The following is a 26,332-nucleotide window of genomic DNA, read 5'->3' as shown; positions in this document are numbered from 1 at the left end:
GTCAGGGCGAGGTGGAGAACCGGACGCGGTTCTCGGCGGACTGGTCCGCGTAGAGGAAGTTCGAACCGGTGGTCTCGCCGCCGTGCCACGCTTCCTTGTCGATCACCAGCGGGATCCGCGAGGCGTCGTCGGTGCCGAAGAACTCGAGCTTGGTGACGTGCAGGCCGCTCTGGGTCGGGTTCCACAGGTAGCTGCAGCCGCTGGCTTTGAATTCCTTGCTGTCGGCCGGGCAGTGGAACACGTCCGGAGTCTCAAGGTATTCGATCAGGACGGTCTCGAGCACCGGGAGATCCTCGTTCTTCGAAGCGCGACCGGCTTCGAGTTCGGGCATTCTCTGGTGATTGTCCTGAAGGTAGGCCTCCAGACCGGTACCGATCTGCTTCAGGTTCGAAAGGCAGGCGGCCTTCCGCGACGAGTTCACGCCCGAGCGGATGATCGGGTATGCGATGCCCGCGAGAGCGGCGATGATCACAAGCACCACGAGGAGCTCGATCAGGGTAAAGCCCCGGAAAGGCCGGACTGGATCCACGCTCCTCATTGGCCTTGGGGAAATTCGTTTCCTCTCATCCCTTTCATCAGGTCATCCATCGCCTGCATCAGCGGCGCCAGATCCAGTTTTGTCTGGGTTCCCGCCTCCTCGAAGTAGGCCTTCATCCCCTCCTCGCTGATCCGGTTGAGCAGTTCCTCGCTGATCTCCTCGGCTCTCTCCATCTCCTTCTGGGTCTTGCCTTCCTTGATCTCACGGAGACCGCGCTCGACCATCCCGCGCCGTTCTTCCGCACTCATCGCATCGAGCGCCCGCATGAAATTCTCCATCGTCTTGGAAACCGTGAGATCGATGAAGAGTTCCTTCTCCGAGTCGGCCATTTTCTCGAACATGCGCTCGCCCACCCGCTGCTGCTGGGCTTTCTCCCGTTCGGCAAAGTCAAGGCGGTTGTACATCCCGGCGACCTCCCGGATCCGTGCTTCCCGGTCGGAGATCACTGCGCCCTCCGGAATTCCCTCCGACCAGTCCTCGAACTCGCTGGCCGAGATTTCCCGGGCGATCTTCTCGGCCGTCACCCTTTTGGATCCGGCGATGGCCCGGATGCCGATAATCACGGCCCAGACCAGGACCAGAGCCACGGCGGCCCGGATGAGAATGCGTTTCTTGCCCATGTGCGTGGCAGGTTAGGCTCAAATTCCCACCACGCAAGAGCGCTTGGGCGGGTGACGGAAGTGGCGATGCGTCAGCGCCGGAAACCCGCCCTGAGCTCGGCGACCGAGGTTGCCTTGAGACCGATCGCCAGCATTCCGAATGACACCATTCCGGCGGCGACAACCGCCAGCATCGCCACGATCCGCTGCCACTGCAGGCCTGCGAACCAATCGCCAAGCCCTTGGTGGGCCAGCCAGACGACGCCTCCCATCGCCGACGCGGCGAGGAAGGTCCTGAGCAGTTTGCCGCGCCGTTCCGGTCCCAGACCGAGGCGGCCGCGCAGGCCCTTGACGAGGAGCAGGACATTGACCCAGCCGGCGATGCTCGTGGCAACCGCGATGCCCACGAACCCGATGTAGCGGAACAGGATCAGGCTCGCGGCGGCGTTCACGCTTACCGTGACGATCGCGATCTTCATCGGGCCCTTGGTATCCTCTCGGGCGAAATACCCCGCCTGTAGTACTTTCACGAGGACATAAGCCGGCAGGCCGACCGCGAACGCCGCAAGGGCCTGCGAAACAAGCCGCGTGTCCTCGGGTGTGAACTCGAGCCGTTCATAGATCGGTCCGACAAATGCCTGGGGCGCGACCACGAAGGCGATCATCGCCGGCAGGGTGATGAGCATCGAAAGCAGCACGCCGCGACCGATCGCATCGTTGGCGGCGGGTTCGTTGCCCGAACGGAGCAGCCGGGTGATCTCGGGCAGCAGCACCACGCCGAATGCGGCTCCGATCATTCCGTTCGGCATCTGGAACAAGCGGTCGGCGTAGTTGAGGCTTCCGATCGCCGACTTCTGCGACGAGGCGATGGCGGTTCCGACCACCAGATTGATCTGCTGGATGCCCGCCGCCATCACGCCCGGGCCCATCAGGATCAGCAAGCGGCGGATGCGGGGCGTCAGGTGCGGCCGCACCGGATAGATCCTGATGCCCTTCCGCCAGCAACTGATCCACAGCAATGCGAGTTGGGCAAATCCGGCGGCGCAGACCGACCACGATACAGCGGTGCCGATCAGCGCGAGCTCCCCCTGCCAGTGGGCCAGCGGGACGATCACCGCAAGCACGGTGAGCATCAGCACATTGAGCAGGACCGGAGCAAAAGCCGGCATCGAGAAGACTCCGACCGTGTTCAGAACCCCGCTCAAGTGCGCCGACAAGGCCATGCACAGCAGGTAGCTGAACATGATTCGCCCGTAGGCCACGACCAATTCGTAGGTCTCCGCGTCGGCAAGCGGCACGAGCAGGCGTGCGAACCACGGCATGGCCGGAATCAGAATGATCGTCGCGACCAGCAGCACGCCTCCGAGCCAGGCGAACGCGTTGCGGGCGAATCGATGCGCCTCCTCGACATGTCCTTCTGCGAGCTCGCGGCCGAAAAGCGGAACGAAGGCCGAGTTGAAGGCACCTTCGCCGAAGATCCGGCGGAACATATTCGGAAGACGGAGTGCGGCGTAGAACGCGTCGGTCACGACTCCCGTTCCAAGGAAGGCCGCCATGAAGATCTCCCGCACCAGACCGAGCACACGGCTCATCATCGTGAAGCCGCCGACCGTGGAGAGTGCCTTGAGCATGCGGGTGGAAGATGCGGATCGGAAGTGAAGCGGGGGCGAAACGCAGGTGAAGAATCAACGGGTCGCCGCACGGCGCAGCCGGTCCATGATCGCCTGGCCGAGGCCGACATCGCTGACCGGCTCGGCGATGATGGCGTCGAGGCCGGCTTCATCAAGTGTCCGCATCACATGGAAGAATCGGACGGCGGCCTCCGGCAGCTTGCCGCTGCCCGGGCTCAGCGACTCGACCTTCGCCCACTCATGCCGGTTCACATAGCCGGCCTTAGGATCGCCTTTGTAGCTCATCAGCCCGTAACGCTTGCCCGGCTCCGGCTTGAACTCCTCGGGCTTGTCGAAAAGGTACAACGAAGTACGAGGGGCATAGTGGCTGGCGAGCTGACCCGGAGCGTCGGCCGGCTCGTCGATCAGACGCTTCTTCTCGATCACCACCCGGCCGAAGTTCTGGAGTTCCTTCTTGGTCACCGGTCCGGGGCGCAGGATGTGGATCTCGGGGCGTTTCTCGCCGGCTTCGATGCGGATGATGGTGCTTTCGAGTCCGTTGCTGCAGGCACCGCCATCGACGACCAACGGAATGCTCCCGCCCAACTCCTTGACCACCGCGCTGGCGGAAGTCGGGGAAATCCGGCCGAAGCGATTGGCGCTCGGTGCCGCGATCGGCTTGCCAAGTTCACGGCCGATCGCGCGGAAGATCGGGCTGCCGCTCTGGCGGACGGCCACCGTCGGGAGACCGCTGGTCACCAGATCGGGAATCGCTTCCGTCTTCGGCAGCAGGATGGTCAGCGGACCCGGCCAGAAGGCGGAAATGAGCTTCTGGAACACCTTCTCGATGTCCTCAGGCACGCTGGCGACCTGCGGCAGGTCACGGACCGAGGCGATGTGGACGATGAGCGGATCGAAGGAGGGCCGTTGCTTCACCTCGAAAACTTTCGCGACGGCGACGGCGTCGGTCGCGTCGGCACCGAGTCCGTAGACCGTCTCGGTTGGCAGTGCGACCACCTCGCCCTTCGACAGCAAAGCGACCGCCTCCCGGACGGCCTCTTTCATGTCCAGTTCGTTGGCGGAGATGACTCGCGTTTCCACGTCCGCGGAATAACGGCTGATCCCTCGACCGACAAGCCGTGGTTGGGCTGCCCGGGGTCAGGCGACCATCCAGACGACGAAAATCGCGATCCACGCGACGATCTCGGCCAGGATCCCGCAAAGCCCCTGCGGCAGCGAGGGCTTCGGAGTCCGGAAGTATCCGATCATCAGATGACCCACGACCACGGTGGCAGGCAGGATCGCCAAGCCAGCCAGAAGCATGAGGATCGGACTCACTCCGGCCGTAGGCGTGCCCGCCATTGCCGAAATCAATCCGAAAAGAGAAAGCACGACGGCCGACACACCCATGGCGGCCGTCATCATCAGGAGGATCGCGATCGCGCGGTTCAGCTCCGACGGCAGCCAGACCACAGTCTCCCTTTCCGGCGGTGTATCTTCGTGGGTGACTTCCGAGTGCAGCACTGCGACTCCCCAGTCGGGGTGTGGACCCCAAAGATGGGCGGCGTTCACATGCAGTAGCTCGGCGAACTGACCTTCATCCCGCCGCAGGGAAGCGAAAATGGCGGCGTCGGAAAAAGTGCTGAATCGGGTGATCATTCGGGCGTGAGTCTCCCGTCGCTGCTCGGGGTTGTCGATCCCATCGGAGCCATGCGAAACACCGACCCCGTTGTGGGGAAGCCTTGGGAATAAATCGGGGGGAACTGTTGGGAATTCCAAGTCCCTAAGTCAGGGAACCGGTTTACTCAGGATTCCCCGCGCCTTGTTCCGAACAAGTTGAAGCCGTGGAATCCCATGGTTTCTAGGTGGAACATCGATTCAGCCGAGTTGTTCACAAGATGAAGAAGAAGAATCTTTTGAGGACCCAAGAGATCTCTTCTTCAAGCATGTGGAAAAGTCGGACGTTACCCGGGTCAGACCGCGGCTCGGATTGGTCAGGCCCGGTGGCCCAAACAGAAAAGCCCGACCACATGGCCGGGCTTCCCTTGGAATCTTCACGGGTGAGGAAACTCAGATCAGCATCAGGGCCGGCTGCTCGAGGAGCTTCTTGAGCTCGGCGAGGAACTGGGCGGCCACCGCGCCATCGACGACCCGGTGGTCGCAGCTGACGCCAACGTTCATCCTCAGGCCTGGCACGATGGCACCGTCCTTCACGACCGGCTTCTGGATCGCGGCGCCGACGGACACGATCAGGGCCTGGGGTGGGTTGACGATCGCGTCGAAGCTCTCCACGCCCCACGCCCCGAGGTTGGAGACCGTGATGGTTCCACCATCGAATTCGTTCGGCTTGAGCTTCTTCTCACGAGCGCGGACGGCGAGGTCCTTCACTTCCTTCGAGATCTGCAGCAGCGACTTGCTCTCGGCCTGCTTGATCACCGGGGTGACGAGGCCGTCGTCGACCGAGATGGCCACCGACATGCCGACGCTGGCGAAGCGGACGATCGAGTCGCCGGCGAACGAGGCGTTGACCTCCGGGACCGCCTGAGCGGCGTTGATGGTCGCCTTGAGGACGAAGTCGTTCACCGAGTACTTGTTGCCGTGAGTCTGCTCGGCTTGGGCATTGATGTCTTTGCGCAAGGCCATCAGCGGGGCCATGTCGACCTCCGCGTGCAGGTAGAAGTGCGGGATGGTCTGTTTCGAGAGGAGCAGGCGGTCGGCGATGATGCGCCGCATCGAGCTGAGCTCGATCGTTTCGTCCTCTTCTTTGGCGGTCGGCTGGATCGCCTGAGGGGCGGGCGCAGGCGCGGTGGCCTTGGATTTCGCGGCAGCAGCAAGACCCGCGGCGGCGGATGCGGCCGTGGATGGCTTCGCGCCGCCCTTCGAGGCTGCCTCGACGTCGGCACGGACGATCCGGCCGCCGGGTCCGGTTCCCGAGACGGACGCGATATCGACTCCGAGCTCGTCGGCAACCTTGCGGGCGAGGGGTGAGGATCTGATGCGTTCACCGTCGGCGCTGGCGGCTGGTGCCGGAGCGGCCGCTGCGGGCGAGGACTCTTGCTGCTTGGCGGGCTCCGGAGTCGCTGCTTCGGGCGCCTTCTCGGCCGGGGCCGAGCTACCCGTGTCGGAAGAGCTGCCGGCTGCGTCGCCGTCGAGCACGGCGAGCACGCTGCCGATGGCCGCCTTTTCGCCCTCTTGGACTCGGATTTCAGTGATGGTGCCTTCGTCGAAGGCTTCCATCTCCATGGTCGCCTTGTCGGTCTCGACCTCGGCGATGATGTCACCGATCTCGATCTCGTCGCCGACTTGCTTGTGCCACTTGATGAGGGTGCCCTCGGTCATCGTGTCCGAGAGCTTGGGCATTTCGATATTGGTCGCCATGTTGGTGGAGTGGGAAAGGGTCGGGGGAGGCTTGCGCGAGCTTTCCGGCTTTTCCAGCGTTTTTGCGGTTCCTGACAGGAAAGAAAAAAGCGGAGCCCCCACGGTGGAAGGCTCCGCTTGGAGAAAGTCGGGTTCCGGTCAGGGAACGATCGGTTTCATCGTCGGGATCAGGCCCATGTGCGGGCTGCCCGAAGCTCCTTGGGCCGTAGCCATCTTGCGGGCGGCTTCGGTGCTCGATCCGCAGCAGCCTTCCTTGAGGCAGTAGTAGCGGGTACAAGACGGGCACTTCGCCCAGACCTTCTTGGTCTTGGTCTTGTAGCGGGGCACCTTGGTTTCGGTGACTTCGACAAGGCCGCTCTTGGCGTCGATCACCTTTTCCTCACGGACGATGTCGTAACCGCAGGTCTTGACCTGGTAGGTTTCCTCGGTGGATCCGGCTGCGAAGTTCTTGATGCCGAACATCGAGCAGCATGACGAGAAGCCGAGGGAAACGGCCGCAAGCGACAGGAGTAGGAAGAGTTTTTTCATGGAGTCAGGAGTTTAGGAGAAGAGGCAGCAGCAGGAACTCGCGGCGAGACAGAAACCGGCCACAGCGGCGAGGCGTAGTGCAAACATCATGATAGGCCCGATGCTAGGCATGGCCCGGAGGCTGGCAACGAAAAAGGTTGCCAGTGGGAATGACGGCCGAGGTCTCCTGACTCACCGGGCGGAGGTCCGCTTCGCCGCGTCCGATTGGAGCTGGTGGAAGCGGGTGCGCATGCGCTGGCCCTGGACATCGATGGCGCGATTCAGCGCGCCGTCTGCGAAGCGTCCGAGCTTCAGGGCCTCGACTTGGGAAAAGTCTGCTGCCGGGTCGACGAGCGCGTCGGCGAGCCGGATCTCCTTCGACGGCTGGATCAGCTCAAGCCTCGCCACGAACACGCGGACCAGCTTTTCGGGCTTCGGATCAACTGTGAGCGGCAGGACTTCATCGACCCAATCCTGCGGAAGGATCGAGAATACCCGGGTGCCCTCTTCCCGGAACCACGTCTCGTCCCAAGTGTCGATCATGGCCGCCGCTTCGGCGGACGTCAGGCCCTCGCCGGTGAGCGACCCCTGAAACCACGAGCCGATTTCCTTTTCGACTTCTCGCACGGGACGCATGGGGCCGTCGAGAATCTCGGTTTCGGGTACCTGCTCGTGATCCTTGACCGCGGTAAGGGTCCGCCAGCGTGCCGACTCCCCCTTCACTTCGAGTGCGATGTTCAGTTTGTGGGGATGGGTGGAGCCGGTGGAAAGCGTGATTCCGTTCGATGCGTCGAGCTGGGCGATGAGGGCGGGTGTGTTCGCACCGGAGCCACGGTAGAAAATGAACTTCTCCGCTTCTTCGGTGGTCACGGTCTTCTCCTCCGGGGTCACGTGGGTGCGGGACGAGCGAAAGATCCACGCATCCGGAACGGCCCGCGCGGCCGCGTAGTGATCGCCCTTCGAGCCTTCGGGAACGGCCGGGATCAGCGACAGGGCTTCGGCGTCGTCGGGCGGGACCAAGGTGCCCGTCCAGCGGACCGGGGTCGGGCCGAAGAACATGTGGGTCTTCGGCGAAGGATAGACTTCGGTGATGGTCCCGCTCCGGTAGGTCGCCTCGACCGTGACTTCCCCGGCCTTCTCCGGGTAGAAGTAGATCACCGGTGTTTCCATCCGCACGCGGACGGGCATGCCCTTCAGCCGAAGTCCCTGGCCGTGGACGAATTTCGGCAGCTGGGACGGCTCGCGGTATGGCAGGTACCAAACGAGTGGATGACCGTCCGAACCGGAAAGCGTGGTGAAGGTTCCCCACTCGTGGACCTCAAGGGCCGGAGCGGAGGCGGTGAGCAGGACAGCGAGAGCGGCGACGTTCTTCATGACCGTCATGCTGACGGCCGCTTCCCCAGCCGTCCGTCAAGCGTCTGTAAATTCCGGCGCTCCTAGGTCCGAGGCTTGGCAGAGCCGGAGATAACTTCGGAAGACCGCCACCGGGGAGCAACTGCCGGGATTCATCCATCGGTGAGTTTGCTTGGTCGATAGGCGCGCCAGACCAATCCGCCCGACATTACCGTGCAGTAGAGTCCGAGATTCAGCCCGAAGAGCCAGCTGGACTGCTTGAGCTGGTCTTCGAGCATCGTGGTACTCCTCTCAAGGGAGACATTCGTAGCTAGTGTCGCTTGCCATCGTTCCTGCTGCTCCGGAGTCGGATGGAAATTCGTCAGTTCACCGGCTTCATTCTTCCAAATCGCTTGGACGCCGAACATCGAGTAGAGCAAGCCGGCTGCCTTGCCCCGGTGGTCGGAAGACTCCGCCGAGACGGCTTGATCCACGAGCCGCGCGATGATTTCGGAGTCCCTGTCGGATGCGCTCTCCAAGCTGAGTGCGGTCCGCGCGAGTATGTTCCCGCCGATTCCGTGGATCGCGATGTTGTAGAACCAGGGAAGCGAAGCAATGGCCAACAGCCCTAAACCGAATCTCCGGTCACCGGTTCCGAAGATGGAGCCGAGGGCAAGTAGGGTTACCGACGGGGTCAGGGCCGCAACGACAAGGGCGGCGGTCCATTGGATCTCCGGAATCCCGAACACCTCAGGCGCGAGCCGTTTGCCCTGTAATGGAATCAGCCAGAAACCCCAGAGGACGGTGGTGAGGATCGTGCCAACCTTGCGGATGCTCATGCTCCGCTGCGCTCTCAGGCGATCGTCAGCACCTTGTCGACGATCCGCTTGGGGTTCGGAAGCTGCTCGTTCTCGACGTGCTTCGAGTAGAAGGCCGGCGCATCGACGCTCGTGACGCGGCGGATCGGCGCGTCGAGGTGGTCGAAGGCTTCTTCCTGGATGATGTGCGAGACCATCGCGGAGACACCGCCGAAGCCTTTCGATTCGTCGACGAGGACCACGCGGTTGGTCTTGCGGACGGTGGCGAGGATCGCTTCGACATCGAGCGGACGGATCGAGCGGAGGTCGAGGACCTCGGCCGAGATGTTGTGATCGTTCTTCAGCGTTTCGGCGGCCTCGAGCGCGTGGAGCACCGAGCGGCCGTGGGCGATGAGCGAGATGTCGGAGCCCTCGCGTTTGAGGTCGGCCTTGCCGAGCGGCACGACGTGGTCGCCGTCGGCCGGATCCGGCACTTCGCCTTCGGTGCCGTAGAGAAGCGTGTTCTCCATCACGTAAACCGGATCGTTGTCGCGGATGGCGGCCTTCATCAGGCCCTTGGCGTCGGCCGGGGTCGCGGGCGCGCAGACTTTCAGACCCGGGAAAGCGGCGAACAGCCCTTCCGGAATGTGCGAGTGGGTGGCGCCGACATTGGTGCCGCCATTGGCGGGCCCGCGCATCACGATCGGCACGTTGATCAGGCCGCCGGACATGTAGCGCACGCAGGCGGCGTTGTTGACGAGTTGGTCGAAGGCGACCGAGTGGAACGACCAGAACATCAGCTCCATCACCGGACGCACGCCGAGCATCGAGGCGCCGATGCCCATGCCGATGAAGCCGGCTTCGGAGATCGGAGTGTCGACGATCCGCTTGTCGCCCCACTTGTCCCACAGGCCTTCGGTGACCTTGTAGGCGCCGTTGTACTGGGCGACTTCCTCACCCATGATCACGACGTTTTCGTCGCGGGTGAGTTCCTCGTCGAGAGCCTCGCGGATCGCGTGGCGGTAAAGCATCGTGCGGGACATGGAAGGGGTCGGTCGGGTCGTTGGTTAAACTACTATGCTTGCCGTAGTTCAGTCGTTGAAGAAGTGGCGGCCGATCTTCGAGGCCTCGGTATCGTTGTCGGTTTCCCAGTAAACGTCGTCCATGATCTCGGACACTTCGGGTGCCGGGGATTCCTCGGCGAACTGGACCGAAGCGGCGGCCTCCTCCTTGGCGGCGGTGTCGATCTCCTTGGCGGACTCCTCGGTCAGCACGCCTTCCTCGATGAGGCGGCGTTGCCAGAGGCTGATCGGATCGTGGTTCTTCTTGTAGTTCTCGATCTCCTCGGGAGTGCGGTACTTCTTGGCGTTGGCGTCGGCAACACTATGACCGTAGTAGCGGTAGGTCGTAATCTCGAGAACGGTCGGCTTGTGCTGCTTGCGGGCGCGCTCCATGGCGATGTTTGCCTTGGCCCGCACCTGATAAAGGTCGGATCCGTCGACGAGGTCCCAGTCCATGTCGTAGGCCTCGGCCCGTTGCGCGAGGCAGCCGCGGAAGGCGGATGAGCGCTTCTGGGAGGTGCCCATCGAATAGCCGTTGTTTTCGATGATGTAGACCACCGGAACTTCGAAAAGGGCGGCGATGTTGAGCGACTCGTGGAAGGCGCCCTGGTTGACGGCGCCGTCGCCCATGTAGCAGAGGGCGCAACCTTCCAAGCCCTTGTATTTCAGTCCGTAGCCGAGACCGAGGCCGAGCGGAGTCTGGCCGGCGACGATGCCGTGGCCGCCCCAGTAGTTTTTGTCCGGCGCGAAGAAGTGCATCGAGCCGCCCTTGCCCTTCGAGCAACCGGTGGCCTTGCCGAACAGCTCGGCCATGCACTCGTTCATGCTCATGCCGACCGCGAGCGCGTGGGCGTGGCAGCGGTAGGCGGTGATGTTGTGGTCGTTCGGGCCGCAGAGCGAGAGCGTGCCGACCGCGACCGATTCCTGACCGATGTAGAGGTGGAGGAATCCCCCCATCTTGCCGGCGTTGTAGTACTTCAGCGATGCCTGCTCGAAGCGCCGGATCCGGACCATCTTCCGATAGAGCTCGATCTTGTCATCAGCACTGAGGCTTTGGTTCACCGGTGAGCCGGCGAAGTCCAGGCGGGGTGTGTCGGCGGACGCTGGGGACATGGGCGGGGCGGGAATAGATGGTGTTCAGGATGGCGCGCAAGTCCTTATCGGGTCTTGGCGGGCAGGAGATTCGGTTCGGTGGTGATCGAGCACCAGGCGGGCCGGGCGGCGAGGAAAAGACCGGTGAAGAGGAGGTTCGCCGCAGCGAGGTTGCGGAGGAAGATCCAGGTCGGCGGGAAGCCCTGCGGTCCGGTCCATTGCGACTGGATGAAGCCGGTGACGTTCTTGGCGTAGAGCGGATCGCCGAGGAAGGAGAGCAGGTTGGTGACGAAATAGAAGAGGAAGGCGGCGCCCATCGAGCCCAACAAGACATTGGCATTGCTCGGGCGGCGGCGGAGCGCGAGGCCGAGCAGGACCGAGGCGAGCAGACCGACCGCGATCCCGACGTGGTGGGGACCGATCACCGGGTAGCCTTGGATGATGCTGACCAGCGGGTCGGTGACGACCCAGGCGAGAACCGGAAGCAGCCAGGCGCGGGTGCCGCGGAAGAAGATGATGCTGCAGAGGAAGAGGGCTGGCAGGGGCGAAAAGTTGGGCAGGAAACCGGCGGCACTGATGACCCGGAAGGCAATCAGCAGGCCGACCAGAAGGAGTCCGGCAATCCACGAAGCGCGCATGCCCCTTCCCTGCCCCATGACGCTGCGACGGGCGAGCCGAAAATGTTGCCAATCAAGGCGTGGCAAGGCATGCAGGGCCTATGGACTGGGAAGCGTTGACCAAGTTGGCCTGGGAAGCTCGGGAGCGAGCCTACGCTCCCTACTCGGGTTTTCAGGTCGGAGCGGTGCTGGTCGGAGCCGGTGGCGAGATTTTCACCGGATGCAACGTTGAGAATCTCTCCTATGGACTGACCCAATGCGCCGAGCGGGTCGCGATGGGTTCGGCCGTGGCCGCCGGCGTCCGGGAGATCGTGGCCGCGGTCGTGCTGGCCGATACCGAAAAACCGATCTCCCCCTGTGGCGCCTGCCGTCAGGTGCTGGCCGAATTCGGAGATCCGGAGCTCCTGCTGGTCGGGAAGAACGGAGCGGAGCACTTCCGGCTGAGTGAATTGCTGCCCCGGGCAAGCACGGGGATCCTCGACCGGGATTGAAAGTGTTCCACGTGGAACAGAGGTAGGGCTGAGCTCCCCAGCTCAGCCGCGCCGGTTTGATTGGAGGAGGGCCTTTTGGGGGCTTGGCGGCGGACCGAGGGCGGTCCGCCCTACCTTGTCTTGTGTCCGGCAAATCGCCTGCTAGCTTCGCGCGCCCCGATGTTTCGCTACCCTACCGCCTACGACGTTCTGGTGATCGGTGCCGGCCATGCCGGCATTGAGGCGGCGCTTGCCGCGGCTCGGCTGGGCTGTCGGGTCGCGATGCTCACCCAGAATCTCGATACCATCGGCCAGATGTCCTGCAATCCGGCGATCGGTGGATTGGCGAAGGGTCACATGGTGCGGGAGATCGACGCCTTGGGTGGGGCGATGGGCCTCAACACCGACGCGACCGGGATCCAGGCCCGAATGCTGAATGCCTCCAAGGGTCCCTCCGTCCGGGCACCGCGAACGCAGTGCGACAAGAAAGCCTACCAGTTCCGGATGAAGTGGCTGGTGGAGAGCACCGAGGGCATCGAGCTGCATCAGGGCAATGTGGCCGAGCTGGTGGTCGAGAACGGCCGCATCACCGGAATCCGCACTTCGCTGGGGATGGAGATCACCGCATCAAGTGTGGTGCTCTCCGCCGGGACCTTCATGAGAGGGCTGATGCACGTCGGTCTGAAGAACGAGAAAGGTGGCCGGATGGGCGACGCGATCTCAACCGTTTCCGACTCCCTCAAGTCGCTAGGGTTCCACGTGGAACGTTTCAAGACCGGAACCCCCTGCCGACTCCACGGACGTTCGCTCGATTTCTCCAAGTGCGAGCCTCAGGATGGTGACACCCCGCCTCCCCGGTTCTCATTCATGGCGGATATGCTGCGTCGGGGGCCCGACGATATCTTCACGCTGAACTCATGGGGTGATCCGATGTTCCACATGGAACAATTGCCCTGCTGGATCACCTACACCAACCCGGCGACCCACGACGTGATCCGCGGGAATCTGGACCAGTCCCCGATGTACTGCGGGGTGATCGAGGGCGTCGGCCCCCGCTACTGCCCGTCGATCGAGGACAAGGTGGTGCGCTTTGCGGAGAAGGACCGCCATCAGGTTTTCCTGGAGCCGGAGGGCCGCCACAGTCACGAGTACTACGTCAATGGCGTCTCGACCTCCCTCCCCTACGAAGTCCAGCTCGACTTCCTGCGCAGCATCGAAGGACTGGAGAACTGTGAGATCCTCCGGCCGGGCTACGCGGTCGAGTATGATTACTGTCCGCCGACCCAGCTTCACCCGACCTTGGAAACGAAGCAGGTCGAGGGGCTGTACTTTGCCGGCCAGATCAATGGCACCTCCGGCTACGAGGAAGCCGCGGGCCAAGGTCTGCTTGCCGGGGCGAACGCCGCGCTCAAGGTACTGGGTAGCGACCCGCTGGTGCTACGTCGCGACCAAGCCTACCTCGGGGTGATGATCGACGACCTCGTGACCAAGGGCTGCACCGAGCCCTACCGGATGTTCACCAGCCGCGCCGAATTCCGCCTGCTGCTCCGGCAGGACAATGCGGACCTCCGCCTCACGCCACTGGCTGCCGAGTTCGGACTCGCAAGCGGCGAGCGGGTCGAGCGGGCTGCCCACCGTCAGACCGAGCTCGACCGAGCCATGGACTGGGCGCGCAAGCAGAACCATGAGGGCATCAAACTCGATCACTGGTTCCGTCGCGGCGCCAACGAATGGTCCCAGCTCCCGTCCGAAATCCGCGAAATGTTCCATGTGGAACTTTGGCCGCTGATCGAGACCGAGCTGAAGTACGAGGGCCACCTCGAGCGGCAGCAGCAGCAGGTCGCGAAGATGTCGCGTCAGGAAAGCAAGCGGATCCCGACGGGTATCGACTACACTTCCATCCGCGGTCTGAAGACGGAGGCGCGCCAACGTTTCGCCGATCTTCAGCCGGCGACCTTGGGCCAAGCGGGACGCATCCCCGGCATCACCCCCGCCGATGTGGCGGTGCTGGCAGTGTGGTTGGAGAAAAGCAGTCGTCCGGTTTCCCCGGAGTGATTTGCGGGGATGAAGCGGAACCGCCAAGACGCCAAGACGCAAAGCTTGGATGAAGTTCAGGAAGCTGCCGGTGGTGGACCATGGTTTCGATCGTGCCTGCTATGGCTGGGATTCCTTGGTTTCGTGTTCCTTGCCTGGCTACACTTTTTCGTTCCGAATGCTTGGAAGTGTCTCTCCATCGAGGCCCCCAAGTTTCAGACATTGATAGGCATCCGGCAGCATTGCATCGTGATTCACCAGCGGCCGTTTTCGAGCCCCCCGCACTGGACAGGAATCAGGCTGCGCGAAGGTTTACTCCACGCACCCTCAGTCACGAACCAAACGTCCGGTCGGTCGCCTATCACGTGGCGATCAAAGTCCTACGGCTCGACCAGTGATGGCTGCACCGTGAGCATCGCGTTCTGGTTTGTAGGTGTCGCCTACCTGTCAGCCTGGCTCGTCTTGATCGGGCTCTGGGGGCGAAGGAAGAAGTCCGTCGCGAGGCTCAATCAGCCACTCGGATGAGACCGGGTTGAGCCCGGTTGCGTGACCACGCAAACGAAGCAGACAGACCTGTCTGATTCTTGTGAATGGAATCCTTTGCGCCTTGGCGTCTTGGCGGTTCAACTTTCTGCGTCACCAGCCAGCGAGAGCCACTCCTTGGGTAGCCTAACTGGCTTACCTTCAGGCATTTGAACAAGAGCAAGGGCCTGACGGCAGGTGATCAGGAGGTCATCACCGCTTTCCCGGCGGAGCTCGAACTCACACCAGAAACGCGCCCGCTGGACCTGACCGAGCTTGCCGTGGATTTGGAGCCAGTCGCCGAGTTTCGCAGGTCGCCGGTAGTCGATCTCGGTGCGGGTCACGACCGGGAACAGCTGCGTCTTCGACATGGTGACGAGGTCCATGCCCATCTTGGCGGCCAGCCGCGTGCGGCAGGTTTCGATCATCCGCAGGTAGGCGATGTTGTGCACCACCTGACCGCAGTCGGTGTCGAAGAACATGACCTCTTCCCGCGTGGTGACCTCGACCGGTTCGCTCATGCGCGTGATGCTCGGATGAGAACCCGGGCGGATCAATGGCCAATGCCGCAGCCGCTGCCCGCGGCCTTCGTCCCTGTTAGAAAAGTGCTTTCCAGCCTGACAGTGCTGCAAACCCCGCTTGTCGCGGCTCGTATCGGGAAGCATGATCCGATCGATGGAACGGCTGCTGTGGATTGGGCTGGCACTGGTTGGCACGGGCTTCGGGGCGTTCGTTCCGCCGGCGGAAGGTCCGGTGCCATTCCGCCGCGACAAGCTGCCGGTCGATGTGGCGACCATGACGAGCCTGTCGTCGCAACTGGTAAGTCTCGCGGCGCATTCGAACTCCGAGGATCCCGCGAAGGCCCGCACGCGGGCTCAGATGCTGGCCTTGGCGGCCGCGCTCGATCCTTCGAACACGCAGGCCGGCAAGGTCGTGGCGGCGCTTGCGAAGGGTGAGCCGATCGATGCTCCATCGATGGACGACGTCAAGATGGCGCGGACCCGGGCCTGGAATCTTCTCGGCTGGCTTGAGCAACCGGAAGCCGGCGAGGACGGACAGGCGCTCGGTGCCTGCCTCGGCGACGTGCTGATCCGGATCGATCCCGAGCACCCGCTCGCCAAGGACCGTTCCGGAAACGGCGAGAAGGGGGATTGGAACGGCTGGGTCGCCGCGGTCGCGGCCTTTCGGGATCGGGAGACGCCGAGCATGGAAGATGGCCCGGACGATGGCGGCACCGACGACCCCGCGCCCGAGTCGGACCGGGCGACGCTGGCGATGCGAAAGGCCACGGTGAACATTCCCCTTTGGTGCTACAACCGCGAGAGCCGCAAGACGACGCTGGAAGTCGCACCGCTGGAGCTCTCGGCCTGGATCAAGAAGAAGGATGACGACGAGGACAAAGGATCCGATGAGGAAGATTCCCACGACCCCGAGCGCTTGCGGATCCAGTTCGGGTGGAAAAGCCGGGGCGACGAGAGCGCCATCCTCGCGGAGCGACTGCAGCCGTGGTTGGCGAGCCGCTACGGGAAACTGCCGCGCGATCTCCAATTCCGGTTGGAGCTACCGAAGGATCTGACGCCCAGCATTCGCAACCACGGCAGCCTGAGTGGTGCGGTGGTAATCCTCGCCAATGCGGTCTTCAGCGGCGTGGAGCCCGAAGGCGCCGTGCTGGCGATGATCGGGGAGGAAGGCGACGTCCGCCTGCCGGCGAAATTCTGGCAGACCCTGCGGGCTTTGGCCGCGATGGAGGACCTGCCGGGTGAGCGCATCATTCTGCCGGCCGCGGCGCTCGAACTGCTGCCGTCGCTCCTGACACTCGACCAGTCCGAGTTCTTCATCCGTCAGGAGGTGCTTCTGGCGAAGGACATCGACTCGCTGCTGGCAGTGTCGTCGAGCCAACCGCCCGACGCGGTGACTGCGGCGCACGCGGCTTTTGAGGAAATCCGAACCGCTCGCGGGACCCGGTCGCTGGGCAGCTTCCTCGATTTCCAGTCGACCCAGCAACGCCTGACGAAACTGGTCGGGGATTGCCCGCAACATGCGTCCGGCCGGATGCTGGCGCTCCGGGGCACCTCCCAGTGGCCGCAGCGGCTGCCCCGGGCGATCTACGCGCGTGAAATCCGGGCGGCGATCGAACCGATGGGCGACGTGCTCCGCGTGCCGGCCGACAAGATCAAGCGAACCCAGCTTCAGGCGACCGAAGCCCGGTGCCGCGAGAGCTTGGGCAGGGTCGAGAAATTCTACAGCTCGGTCAGCGACCGCAGCGAGCTGCACGATCCGGCGACCAATACCGTCAAGCTGCTGACCGGGCTCGCGACCGACTTCAAACGCTCCGGAGACGAGTTCTTCAATCCCGCCGCCCGCGTCGCACCGATCTATCGCGAATACGTCGACACCCTGCGCCTGCTCACCAATGCCGCCGGAGACGCCGAGGAATACCCGCTTCCGAAGCTGGATAAGGGCAAGTAGGTGATGCTTTTTCGCCTTTCCATCACCCATATCGGGGAGTATCGGACCCTCATGAATCGACGCATTCCCTGTCTTATCGCGCTGTTCGTTACGGCGCTGTTCGGATCGCTGGCACTCGCGGACACGTACCGTGTGCCGGATCTCGAGAAGGAGATCTTCGACACGGAAGCCGTCGAGCTCGACCGTTTCGACCGGTCCGGAGCCGTCAGCTCGCTGGTGTCGGTCGCGCGGGACTTCGATGAGGAGGACGATGTCGACTACGAGCTGCGTGCCCACGCATTGGCGATCGCATCCCGCCTCGACGAGGACAACGACAAGGTGAAGTCGACGCTCGACCAGCTGAAGGACAACGGCGAGACGATCGGCGAATCGGCCGACAAGAGCCGTGTCACGCGTCGTCTTGCCAGCGCGGTCCGCGCGCTCAGCCGCAAGAAGGACAATGAGGACAACCTGAAGTGCGCGGCCTACATCGCCGACATCGGGATCCGCCTCGACCCGAAGGGCGACAACGCGGACAAGCTCGAGAAGTCCCGGGACGAACTCGAAGAAGACGGCCACAAGGCCGACTGGAAGGACATGCTGGGCCGTGCGATCCAGCACTCGCGCAATCCTTGGGAAGAGGAAGAGACGGTCTTCGAGAAGAAGGAAGTCGAGATGCCCGGTGGCAAGGGCGAGCGCTTCGCCCAACCGCAGAGCCGGGTCAACGGTCTGGTCGTCCGCCAGCTCGGCAACGGCAACCTCGCCGGCTCGGCCTCGACGGTCAACGCGACCGCGCTGAAGGAGGCGGACGTCGACGAGCTTCTTTTCACCTTCAACCAGGAAGTCGGCCCGATGATGGGCGGCTGCCTCGAGGAAGTGATCAAGTTCCTGCGCATCCGCTACGACAGCGAGCCGGAGAAGATCCCGAGCGGCTACAAGATCGAGCTCGGCTTCCAGGACAAGTATGTGCCGAAGGACGGTCCGTCCGCCGCGACCGCCTTCACGCTGCTGCTCGACTCGCTGTTCTCCGGTGAGGAGCTGGATGACGACTTCGCCTGCACCGGCGACATGACCGCCGACGGTCGCGTCCAGCGGATCGGTGGCGCCGCGGCCAAGATCCGTGGTGCGACGAAGCGCGGCTGCAAGATCGTCGGCATCCCGCTCGACAACGGCAAGGAGATCGGTGACGTGCTGCTGCTCGACGGTATCGACCAGCTTCTCGACATCCAGATCTTCACCCTCGAAACCTTCGACGAGGCCTACGCCGTCTCGCGCAAGGAGAAGTCTCCGGAAGTCGTCGAGACCCTCCAGCTGTTCAACGACGTTGCTTCTGTCGTTCGCGACGGTGATGAGTCCCTACTCGCGAATGCCGAGGTCCAGTCGCGCCTGCAGAAGGTCGTCGACCGCATGCCGAACCACCTTTCCGCCAAGCTGCTGCTCGAGAAGGGCAAGGGCGAGAACCCGAAGATCCTGACGGTCGGCGGCACCATCAACCAGATCGAGATCACGACCTCGGGGACGCTGCGCACGATCGGCCGCGCGGTCTTCTCGAGCAAGATGAGCGAAGATGACGACGGCGATTCTTTCGAGTTCGACAAGGAGACGACCAACGACGCGAAGACCGCCGTGGAGGAACTCGAGAAGCTTTCGAAGGCGATCGACCCCCGCCTTGAGAAGTATCACGAAGCCGTGCTCAAGGTCTGCAAGTCGGTGGCCGAGGGCCCCGACGACGACGAGAAGGCAAAGGCCTACGGCAAGCGGCTCGAAGAGGAGCTCGACTCCGTCCAATCGACCTATCGCAAGATGATCTCGGATCCCGAGATCCTCGAAGACATGGGAGGTTGATCCCGACCGCCTTCGGTACCGGGAGCGGTCGCTCCCGGTCGGCATGGTGAAGGGATTTCCTTGCAAATCGGCTTCGGAAGAGGCCCCTTTCGGATACACCCACCCTTACCTGCCCGATGAACGAAGGCATCCGCCGACTCTTTCCGCTGGCGGTCGTGTTCGTGGCCGCTTTCGCGGTCGTCTATGCGATCCGCAATGGCCCCGACGGCCTGAAGAAGCTGTTCTCCGGTGGCGAGACACCCTCGCATCGGCCCGAGACCTTCACACTGCCCGAGAAGCCGCCGCTCGAGCTCGACGACGTCGAGCTGTTGGCGCGGCTGAACGACGAATACGCGCGTCTGACCGATGCGGTCGTGCCGTCGGTGGTCAGCATCGATACCAGCGGTGTCCGTGCCCAGCGCATGCTCGATGGCTATGGCCGCCAGCTGATCCGTCCCGTCCCGACCCAGGGTCAGGGCTCCGGGGTGATCGTGACCCACGAGGGACACGTCGTGACCAACTACCATGTGGTGAAGGGTCAGCAGCAGATCCAGGTGACGATGCACAACGGACAGATCCATCCGGCGTCGTTGATCGGCAGCGACCCGCTGCTCGACATCGCGGTGCTCAAGGTCGAGGCCGACGTGGAATTCCAGCCGCTCAAGTTCGGCGACTCCGAATTGGTCAAGCGGGGCCAGATCGTTTTCGCAATCGGCAACCCCTTCGGTCTCGGTGAAACCGTCACGCAAGGCATCATCTCGGCCCTCGAGCGATCGCTGTCGGATACCCAGCGCGATCTGTTCCAGACCGATGCCGCGATCAATCCCGGCAACTCGGGCGGACCGCTGGTCAACCTTCAGGGCGAGATCATCGGCATCAACTCGGCGATCTACCGGCCGGATGACCGTGTGAACTCCGGCTTCCAGGGCGTCGGTTTCTCGATCCGTGGCAACGACGTGAAGGAGGCGCTCCATGCGATCCTCGAGCGTGGCCGGCCGATCCGCGGCTACCTCGGCGTCAGGATGCTCGACCTCGATCCGCGCTTCCGCCAGTTGATCGGTTACGATGGACCGGGTGCCGTGATCGTGGCGGTCGGCGAAGGGTCGCCGGCGGAAAAGGCCGGGCTCAAGCCACGCGACATCCTCACCCGCTATGGCGGTGAAACCATCGATTCGATGGCCGAGATCTTCACCTTGGTGCAGCGCTCCCGTGTCGGTGACAAGATCCCGATCGACGTCTGGCGCGACGGCGAAACGCTGACCCTTGAGGCGGTGATCGAAGAGGCCCGGATGGAGACCCCGACCGCACGGAAGAGCGTCAAGGACCGCGGCGTGACCGCACCTCCGGAGGAGGTTCTGCGAAAGGTCGGCATCCTGACCCGCGATCCGGCGCCGGGGCAGCTCGGCGTGACCGTGACCGAGATCCTTCCCGACTCCATCGCCGCCGGACGCATCATTGTCAGTGATCTGATTACCGCCGTGAACCAGACGCCGGTCCGGTCGGTCGAGGAGTTCGAACGGCAGGTCGCGGCATCCGCGGCGGCCCAGGCGACGTCATTCCAGATCGTGCGGAACGGGCGCACGGTCCGGGTTGTGCTTCAACCGTTGCCGCGGGAGGAATCCGGCGAAGACACGACGCCGACCCAGAGCCAACGATAAACCGAAGCGCCCCGGCGCGTTTCCTCTTTCGGGGTGTCCCGGCCCGCCACTTCCAGAACATCCATGTCGCGCTCGCAATTGCCGCTGCTCGCCGTCGCTCTCGTCATCGGAGCGCTGGCGACCCTTCTCATTCTCCTCCGCAACCACCGCCCGCCCGCCGAGGCCGAGAATCCGCCGCCCCCGCCGAAGGTCGATCGGCCGGTGATCGAGGTGCCGGAGAGCGACGCGCCGCCCATGCCGGAACTTGCCGAGCAGGAGGTCGATACGCCGGAGTCGCCGATGGACGCGCTCCAGAATGCCGGGGTCGGTCTGCGCAGTGCGAATCCCGGCGAGCTGATCGGGAAGATTGGCGAGGCCCTTGAGGCCGGCGATTTCGCCACCGCCGGGCGACTGATCGGAAAGGGCGCGCTCGATGCGGAAACCCGGGCCAAGCTCGCCGCGATGGCGGGCGCGGGTCCGCTGCGGTTTGCCAGGCCCGAGCCGGCGCGCGAGGTCGGGGAGATGGAAATCAACGCCCGTTCCCGCTGGGCGCTCTACCTCGATGGTGCCGAACCGGGCCGCGACCGGATCTTTTTCGACCTGGTCCGGGATCAGGGCCGCTGGGGAGTGCAGTCGATGACGTTGCCTCCCTCGGCCGACCAGCCCGTGCCCAAGGCGGTGCTGGTCGACTCGCTGGGAATCGCCGACGCCTTCCTGCAGGCGGTGCTGCGGCAGGAATTCGAGATGGCGAAGGAGTTCGTCGATTCCTCGAAAGTCTCCGACGCCAAGATTGCGGGGCTGTGCATCCTGTTTGAGGAAGGTGGCTACAAGCTGCGTCCCCAGAAGCCGCTGCGGGCGATGTTCCAGCGCGAGAACCTCTCGGGCTACCTGACGAATGTCCTGGCTGGTGACGGTTCGGAAATCGCCCAGTTCTCGATGACCCTCCAACGTCCGGAAGGAGAGCCGAACTGGAAGGTCGCTGAGATCAACCTGCAGCAGCTACTCGCCGACTACGCCCGCAGAATCGGCGGTGGCGACGTGCACTACACGCCGCTGCTCAAGAACCCGAAGGGCGGCGATACGCTGGTGCTCTATTTCGATTTCGATACCGCCACGCTCACGCCGCGCACGGAACGGCAGCTGGGCATCGTCGCGGACCTGCTCCGTACGGATCCCGGCAAGAAGTTGACGATTTCGGGTCACACCGACGCCCTGGGTACCGAAGACTACAACCAGAGCCTGTCCGGCCGGCGTGCGCGCAGCGTGAAGGAGTATCTCGTGACATCCGGCGTGGCGGAGGACCAGATCGAGACCGTGGCGGCAGGGCAGACAGCGCCACGGCAGCCGAATTTCACCGAGGACGGCGAGGACAATCCCGACGGCCGGCGGGTCAACCGGCGCAGCGAGATCTACCTCGATTTCTGAACCACGACGTTCCTAGTAGTTGAAGCTGTTCAATCCGATCACCCTGCTGCTGATCCTCATCGGTGCCGCGATGGTCGGATTCGTGTGGTTGCGGGGTCCGTCGCACGAGCTGCCGCCGGTCGAGTCGCTGGCGAATTTCCAGATGGCCGACGCCCCGCTCAAGCTGCCGGCCGACGGCCAGCCGCGTCACCGTTTGCACCGGATGAGCGCATGGGACCTTGCCACGCTGCCCCGGGCGGTCCGTTTCGATCCACCGATGGGCACCGAGCAGGCCGGCCTGACCTACAATGCCCAGAAGTTCTGGGAGATGAACAACGGCCGGGGCGGTCATCACACCGGCGACGATCTCAATGGCATCGGCGGGATGAACAGCGATCTCGGTGATCCGGTGTTCGCCGCCGCCGACGGTCGCGTGCTGTATGCCGGCGAGCCGTCTCCGGGGTGGGGAAATACCGTGGTTGTGGCCCACCACACCGCCGACGGTCGCGTGCTTCAGACGATGTATGCCCACTTGCAGAACATCGACGTCCCGGTCGGAGCCGCGGTGGCCCGGGGGCGCGTTATCGGCAGCGTCGGAACGGCGAACGGCTACTATCCCGCGCACCTTCATTTCGAGATGCGGGAGAGCGACGGCGTCGATATCGGAGCCGGCTACAGTATGAATCCGATGAACCGGCTGGATCCCGAGGCAACCATCGCCTCGATGCGCGGGGCTCCCGCCGACCGACCGTCGCCGGCCGTCCTGCCTGTCGCCCTCGACCGCGGCAACCCGTGGAACCAAGTCGAGCTCTCGCCCGAGGACGCGGCGAAGCTCGGTGAGATCCTGAAACGGGAACCGGCCGCGGATGGCGAGTGAGGTGCTGCCAGGGAACCGCGGCAAATCCGGACAAGCTACCGTTGCTCCGATCAAGGCCTGGCGGGATTCACCTGCCGAACCTCCACGGCCCCTGACAGCGGGCGCAGTGAACATCGGCCCCGTTCCAGGTGCAACGGTTTTCGGAAAGCGCACCGGCGTTCGCCTCCGTGCGGAGTGACCGCCAGAATCGATGCCATTGCTTTCCTTTGCGTCCTCGGCGACTTGGCGTTTCCATCCATTGCCATCGGAAAGAGTCAGATCATTCTCCCGAGTTCGTACGGGGTCATGCCCGACTGTGGTTGGAATCCCTTTCCGGACGATTGCCTTCCTTCCCCGCGATGAGCCGCCGCATCTTCATCATCGGTAACGGCGAGGTCTCTCGGGACCTCTCCGACGAGATTGACGCCTCGGACTTCGTCATCCGGTTCAACCAGCCGAAACGGTCGATCGGGATGACCGGAACACGGACGGACCTTCTTTTCGTCAACGCCTGCGATATTCCGATGAAGCGTCGTCTCGACGACTCCGACTACTGGCGGAGCCCGATCGTCGGTGCCGCCGGAGAGGTGATCCTGAACTACAACTGGTTGAGCTTGCGGCTGTATGGCGTTCCGCTGCGCAGATGGATCCGGGAACGGCGGCGCTATGACTGGATCGAGCCGACCATCGCCGCCTTCCAGGCGATGGGGAAGCCGGTCCGGTGCCTGACGACACGGGAATACCGGGCGGCCCTTCGCGATCTCCGGACGGGTGGGGAGAATCCGTGCCCGAGTACAGGATATCTCGGTATACATCACTTCCTCACGCGGTTGTCGGTTCCTGACGACCGGATCACCATCTGCGGGTTCTCGTTCGAGGGATGGAGAGGCCACCAGTGGGATCTTGAGAAAAACTGGCTGCGGGCCCGTTGCCGGCGGTACGATATCGCCATCATGGAGACGTCATTCCGAGCGGAGGGATCATGAAGGATCTGAGGGCGTTCATCGGCTGGGATTCGCGGGAAGCGATTGCTTACGAAGTGGCGCGCGCCTCGTTGCTGGCGAACGCCTCGGTGCCGGTAATGATCGAGCCGATCAAGCTGGACGACCTGCTGGCGCGTGGAGTTTACGAGCGTGAGATCGATCCGCTCGCTTCAACGGAGTTCACCTACTCGCGCTTCTTCACTCCTTGGCTGGCGGGCTACTCGGGCTGGGCCTTGTTTTGCGACTGCGACTTCCTGTTCTTCGGAGATGTGGCGAAGCTGGCGGAATACCAGGATCCCTCGAAGGCGGTCGTCTGCGTGCATCATGACTACCGGCCGACGGCGACCACCAAGATGGACGGCAGGGCCCAGTCGGTTTACCCACGCAAGAACTGGTCGTCGTTCATGCTGATCAATTGCAGCCACCCGTCTGCCCGGCGGCTGACTCCGGACCGGATCAACCGCGAGAGCGCGGCCTATCTGCACCGCTTGCAGTGGGCGGCCTGCACCGAAATCGGCGAGCTTCCGGGCTCGTGGAACTGGCTGGAAGGATGGGATGACCGGCCGAAAGAGGGAGTTCCCGACGCCGTCCACTTCACCAGTGGCGGGCCGTGGTTCGAGAACTGCCGGGACGTGGACTACGGGCCCGAGTGGACCGTCTGGGCGGATCGGGTGGACCCCGGATGGAGACCGTCCTGAGGCCCGGCCGCGAAACTCGACGGCAAGGATTTGGCAGGATGCGCGTAATCGACCTGAGGCCGCGCCTTGAAAATCATGAGAATCCTCCACTTTATCCTGCCGTTCGCATTCTTCGTCCTGCCCGCCGCCGCCGAGCGTCACCTGTTCATTCTCTCCGGGCAGTCGAACATGGCCGGGCTCAAGCCTGAGATTTCGTTCACGCCGACGGTCGAGGAAGCGTTCGGAAAGGAGAACGTCGTGGTGATCAAGGATGCGCAGGGCGGCCAGCCGATCCGGCGCTGGTTCAAAGCGTGGAAGCCGGCCGAGGGCGAGGGACCGGAGGCAACCGGCGACCTCTATGACCGGATGATGACCAAGGTCACCGCGGCGACGAAGGACCAGAAGTTCGACACGGTGACCTTCGTCTGGATGCAGGGGGAACGCGACGCGAAGGAAAGCCACGGGTCGGTCTATTCCGCCAGCATGCGGGGGCTGATCGACCAGCTGGGCAAGGACCTGAAGCGGGACGATATCCATTTCGTCATCGGCCGGCTGAGCGACTTCGACATGGACAACAAGCGCTACCCTCACTGGACCATGGTCCGCGATGCCCAGGTGGCGGTCGCCGAGGCCGATCCCAAGGGCGCTTGGGTCGACACCGATGATCTCAACGACAAGCCCGTCAAAGAGGGCGAGGGCACAAGGGACGACCTTCACTACTCCGGCGAAGGGTACAAGACCCTCGGCAAGCGATTCGCCGACAGCGCGATCGGGCTGATCCGAAAGCCGGAGTGACCCTACTCGTGCCGGCCGCAGGCGAGCTCGACCAGCGCTTCGTGAAGGCCGGAGACGCCGAGCTTCACGTAGGTGTGCTCAAGGTGCTTGTCGACCGTCCGCTTCGAGACACCGAGCTGGCTGGCCACCTCACTGCGGCTTCGGCCGGTCCCCATCAGGCGCATCACTTCCCGCTCGCGCCGGGTGAGTGCCGGATGGTCCGTCACGGCTCCGTTCGTTGACGGCTTGAGTGCGATCAGGATCCGGTTGGTCCGATCACAGAGGAAGCTCCGGATCTCGAGTCCCGGTTTCGGTACTCCCGGGCAGGAGATGGTGCCGGACCCATGATCGCCCTCGATGCACCGGCGCAGCCGACGGGGAATCACGCCTGCGGACTCGTCGAGTTCGCGCAGTGCGGCGAGCCAACCCTCCGCCGGGCCCTCGATCCTCACCGGCCGCCACGTTCGGCGGTCGACTTCCACCCACCCGCAGACCAGCGAGCCTGCGGCCATCGAACGGCTCACCGAGAGTGCGGAGAAAAGCGGTCCGAAACGGGCATCGGCAACCTTCAGGATCTGGACGATCTCGTTGACCAAGGCCATCTCCCTCACGTCGAAGTCTTCACGCTCGTGAATCAAGACAAGGGTCACCGCATATTCGGAGGACGTGGACACCCGCCGATGGAGTTGGCTCCTCGTTTCTGCCGCCTTGGCCCGTCCCTTCGGAGAAGAATCGCGCTTCCTCGATTTGCTGTCATTCGCCCACAGGGAAGCAGCTTCGTGGCCTTGCTCCTCCCGAACCCGAAACCCTTTCCAGCCGGGACTTGCGACCTCCCAGAGAAGCTTCCCACAAGGGTCGAGCTTGCGCAGCACCACGCCCACCCGTTCCTCGAACAGCCCGGGGATTCGCTGCACGGCTTGCGCGGCGAGCTCCCGAAAGCACGGCTGCGTGCCGACTTGGTGACTCAGGTGGAGCAACGCCTTCAGATCCGCAGCCGACAGGACCTGCGGATCGGCCTGGGAATCGATCCGGGGGGAAACGGGGGACATGGATTTGCCTCTGTTTAAAACACCGTGGCCCGTGAGGGCAAGCCTCCGCAGAAATACGCACGGAAGCGTATTTCCACGTAGGGAGGTGCTGTGGATGATCGATATTTGTGGTCCCTCCACGAA

General features: G+C 63.6%; 24 protein-coding genes and 1 other RNA gene. 10 read left to right on the top strand and 15 right to left on the bottom strand.

Annotation, left to right across the window (positions count from 1 at the left end; translation table 11 throughout):
• Nucleotide 1: 1 nt before the first annotated feature.
• From HAHE_RS08925 to HAHE_RS08870, 12 genes are all read right to left on the bottom strand, one after another.
• Entirely contained in the window at nt 2-538 is a 537-nt protein-coding gene (locus HAHE_RS08925; RefSeq protein WP_338690316.1) for a type II secretion system protein, read from the bottom strand.
• Complete coding sequence (locus HAHE_RS08920; protein ID WP_338690315.1) at nt 535-1,158, bottom strand: hypothetical protein; 624 nt, start codon at nt 1,156-1,158, stop codon at nt 535-537. The genes HAHE_RS08925 and HAHE_RS08920 overlap by 4 nt, the downstream gene beginning before the upstream one ends.
• A 71-nt stretch (nt 1,159-1,229) precedes the next feature.
• On the bottom strand, nt 1,230-2,768 hold the full coding sequence (gene murJ, locus HAHE_RS08915; protein WP_338690314.1) for a murein biosynthesis integral membrane protein MurJ: 1,539 nt from the start codon (nt 2,766-2,768) through the stop codon (nt 1,230-1,232).
• A gap of 54 nt (nt 2,769-2,822) precedes the next feature.
• Nucleotides 2,823-3,848: an L-threonylcarbamoyladenylate synthase gene (locus HAHE_RS08910; RefSeq protein ID WP_338690312.1), complete on the bottom strand. Its 1,026-nt coding sequence runs from the start codon at nt 3,846-3,848 to the stop codon at nt 2,823-2,825.
• A gap of 57 nt (nt 3,849-3,905) precedes the next feature.
• Complete coding sequence (locus tag HAHE_RS08905; RefSeq protein ID WP_338690310.1) at nt 3,906-4,406, bottom strand: hypothetical protein; 501 nt, start codon at nt 4,404-4,406, stop codon at nt 3,906-3,908.
• Nucleotides 4,407-4,817: 411 nt separating this feature from the next.
• A complete protein-coding gene (locus HAHE_RS08900) occupies nt 4,818-6,125 on the bottom strand; it encodes a pyruvate dehydrogenase complex dihydrolipoamide acetyltransferase (RefSeq protein WP_338690308.1) in 1,308 nt (435 codons plus the stop codon).
• A gap of 138 nt (nt 6,126-6,263) precedes the next feature.
• Nucleotides 6,264-6,653: a hypothetical protein gene (locus tag HAHE_RS08895; protein WP_338690306.1), complete on the bottom strand. Its 390-nt coding sequence runs from the start codon at nt 6,651-6,653 to the stop codon at nt 6,264-6,266.
• A gap of 171 nt (nt 6,654-6,824) precedes the next feature.
• Complete coding sequence (locus HAHE_RS08890; RefSeq protein WP_338690304.1) at nt 6,825-8,006, bottom strand: hypothetical protein; 1,182 nt, start codon at nt 8,004-8,006, stop codon at nt 6,825-6,827.
• A 131-nt stretch (nt 8,007-8,137) separates the two neighbouring features.
• Nucleotides 8,138-8,803: a hypothetical protein gene (locus HAHE_RS08885; protein WP_338690303.1), complete on the bottom strand. Its 666-nt coding sequence runs from the start codon at nt 8,801-8,803 to the stop codon at nt 8,138-8,140.
• A 14-nt stretch (nt 8,804-8,817) separates the two neighbouring features.
• On the bottom strand, nt 8,818-9,804 hold the full coding sequence (locus tag HAHE_RS08880) for an alpha-ketoacid dehydrogenase subunit beta (RefSeq protein ID WP_338690302.1): 987 nt from the start codon (nt 9,802-9,804) through the stop codon (nt 8,818-8,820).
• 48 nt (nt 9,805-9,852) lie between these two features.
• Nucleotides 9,853-10,935 (bottom strand): pyruvate dehydrogenase (acetyl-transferring) E1 component subunit alpha, encoded by a 1,083-nt coding sequence (gene pdhA / locus HAHE_RS08875; RefSeq protein WP_338690300.1) that lies wholly within the window; start codon nt 10,933-10,935, stop codon nt 9,853-9,855.
• Nucleotides 10,936-10,979: 44 nt separating this feature from the next.
• Entirely contained in the window at nt 10,980-11,552 is a 573-nt protein-coding gene (locus HAHE_RS08870; protein WP_338690298.1) for a DUF6580 family putative transport protein, read from the bottom strand.
• An 80-nt stretch (nt 11,553-11,632) separates the two neighbouring features.
• On the opposite strand from HAHE_RS08870, the gene HAHE_RS08865 reads away from it, so the two are divergent.
• Together HAHE_RS08865 and mnmG are read left to right on the top strand one after the other, a co-directional pair.
• Nucleotides 11,633-12,022 (top strand): cytidine deaminase, encoded by a 390-nt coding sequence (locus HAHE_RS08865; protein ID WP_338690297.1) that lies wholly within the window; start codon nt 11,633-11,635, stop codon nt 12,020-12,022.
• Between the two features lie 159 nt (nt 12,023-12,181).
• Entirely contained in the window at nt 12,182-14,056 is a 1,875-nt protein-coding gene (mnmG, locus tag HAHE_RS08860) for a tRNA uridine-5-carboxymethylaminomethyl(34) synthesis enzyme MnmG (protein WP_338690296.1), read from the top strand.
• 602 nt (nt 14,057-14,658) lie between these two features.
• On the opposite strand, the gene HAHE_RS08855 is transcribed toward mnmG, so the two are convergent.
• Nucleotides 14,659-15,078: a thioesterase family protein gene (locus HAHE_RS08855; protein WP_338690295.1), complete on the bottom strand. Its 420-nt coding sequence runs from the start codon at nt 15,076-15,078 to the stop codon at nt 14,659-14,661.
• Nucleotides 15,079-15,220: 142 nt separating this feature from the next.
• Between HAHE_RS08855 and HAHE_RS08850 the strand changes: the two genes are divergently transcribed.
• The 5 genes from HAHE_RS08850 to HAHE_RS08830 all read left to right on the top strand — a co-directional run bounded on the left by HAHE_RS08850 (nt 15,221) and on the right by HAHE_RS08830 (nt 22,747).
• Nucleotides 15,221-17,026: a hypothetical protein gene (locus HAHE_RS08850; RefSeq protein ID WP_338690294.1), complete on the top strand. Its 1,806-nt coding sequence runs from the start codon at nt 15,221-15,223 to the stop codon at nt 17,024-17,026.
• A 51-nt stretch (nt 17,027-17,077) separates the two neighbouring features.
• The gene (locus HAHE_RS08845) at nt 17,078-18,850 is read left to right on the top strand and encodes a S16 family serine protease (protein WP_338690293.1); all 1,773 of its coding nucleotides are present in this window, start codon (nt 17,078-17,080) and stop codon (nt 18,848-18,850) included.
• A gap of 116 nt (nt 18,851-18,966) precedes the next feature.
• A complete protein-coding gene (locus HAHE_RS08840; protein ID WP_338690291.1) occupies nt 18,967-20,487 on the top strand; it encodes a trypsin-like peptidase domain-containing protein in 1,521 nt (506 codons plus the stop codon).
• Nucleotides 20,488-20,550: 63 nt separating this feature from the next.
• Entirely contained in the window at nt 20,551-21,891 is a 1,341-nt protein-coding gene (locus HAHE_RS08835; protein ID WP_338690289.1) for an OmpA family protein, read from the top strand.
• Nucleotides 21,892-21,910: 19 nt separating this feature from the next.
• The gene (locus tag HAHE_RS08830) at nt 21,911-22,747 is read left to right on the top strand and encodes a M23 family metallopeptidase (protein WP_338690286.1); all 837 of its coding nucleotides are present in this window, start codon (nt 21,911-21,913) and stop codon (nt 22,745-22,747) included.
• A 2-nt stretch (nt 22,748-22,749) separates the two neighbouring features.
• Here the strand turns inward: HAHE_RS08830 and ffs are convergent.
• An RNA gene (gene ffs, locus HAHE_RS08825) (signal recognition particle sRNA small type) lies at nt 22,750-22,844 on the bottom strand.
• A gap of 241 nt (nt 22,845-23,085) precedes the next feature.
• On the opposite strand from ffs, the gene HAHE_RS08820 reads away from it, so the two are divergent.
• The 3 genes from HAHE_RS08820 (at nt 23,086) to HAHE_RS08810 (ending at nt 25,181) form a co-directional block, all read left to right on the top strand.
• The gene (locus tag HAHE_RS08820; protein WP_338690283.1) at nt 23,086-23,712 is read left to right on the top strand and encodes a hypothetical protein; all 627 of its coding nucleotides are present in this window, start codon (nt 23,086-23,088) and stop codon (nt 23,710-23,712) included.
• Nucleotides 23,709-24,407 carry a glycosyltransferase gene (locus HAHE_RS08815; RefSeq protein ID WP_338690281.1) on the top strand — a complete coding sequence of 233 codons (699 nt, stop codon included), beginning with the start codon at nt 23,709-23,711 and terminating at the stop codon, nt 24,405-24,407. Before HAHE_RS08820 ends, HAHE_RS08815 begins: the two co-directional genes overlap by 4 nt.
• Nucleotides 24,408-24,482: 75 nt before the next feature.
• Nucleotides 24,483-25,181, top strand: a complete 699-nt coding sequence (locus tag HAHE_RS08810) for a sialate O-acetylesterase (protein WP_338690279.1) — start codon at nt 24,483-24,485, stop codon at nt 25,179-25,181.
• A gap of 2 nt (nt 25,182-25,183) precedes the next feature.
• Here HAHE_RS08810 and HAHE_RS08805 read toward each other — a convergent pair whose 3' ends face one another.
• Nucleotides 25,184-26,209, bottom strand: coding sequence for a helix-turn-helix transcriptional regulator (locus HAHE_RS08805; protein WP_338690278.1), 1,026 nt, complete (start codon nt 26,207-26,209; stop codon nt 25,184-25,186).
• Nucleotides 26,210-26,332 lie beyond the last annotated feature (123 nt).

Source organism: Haloferula helveola (assembly GCF_037076345.1).
Taxonomy (GTDB): domain Bacteria; phylum Verrucomicrobiota; class Verrucomicrobiia; order Verrucomicrobiales; family Akkermansiaceae; genus Haloferula; species Haloferula helveola.
Note: the sequence above shows the minus strand (reverse complement) of the source record. Positions and strands in the feature narration are given on the sequence as shown.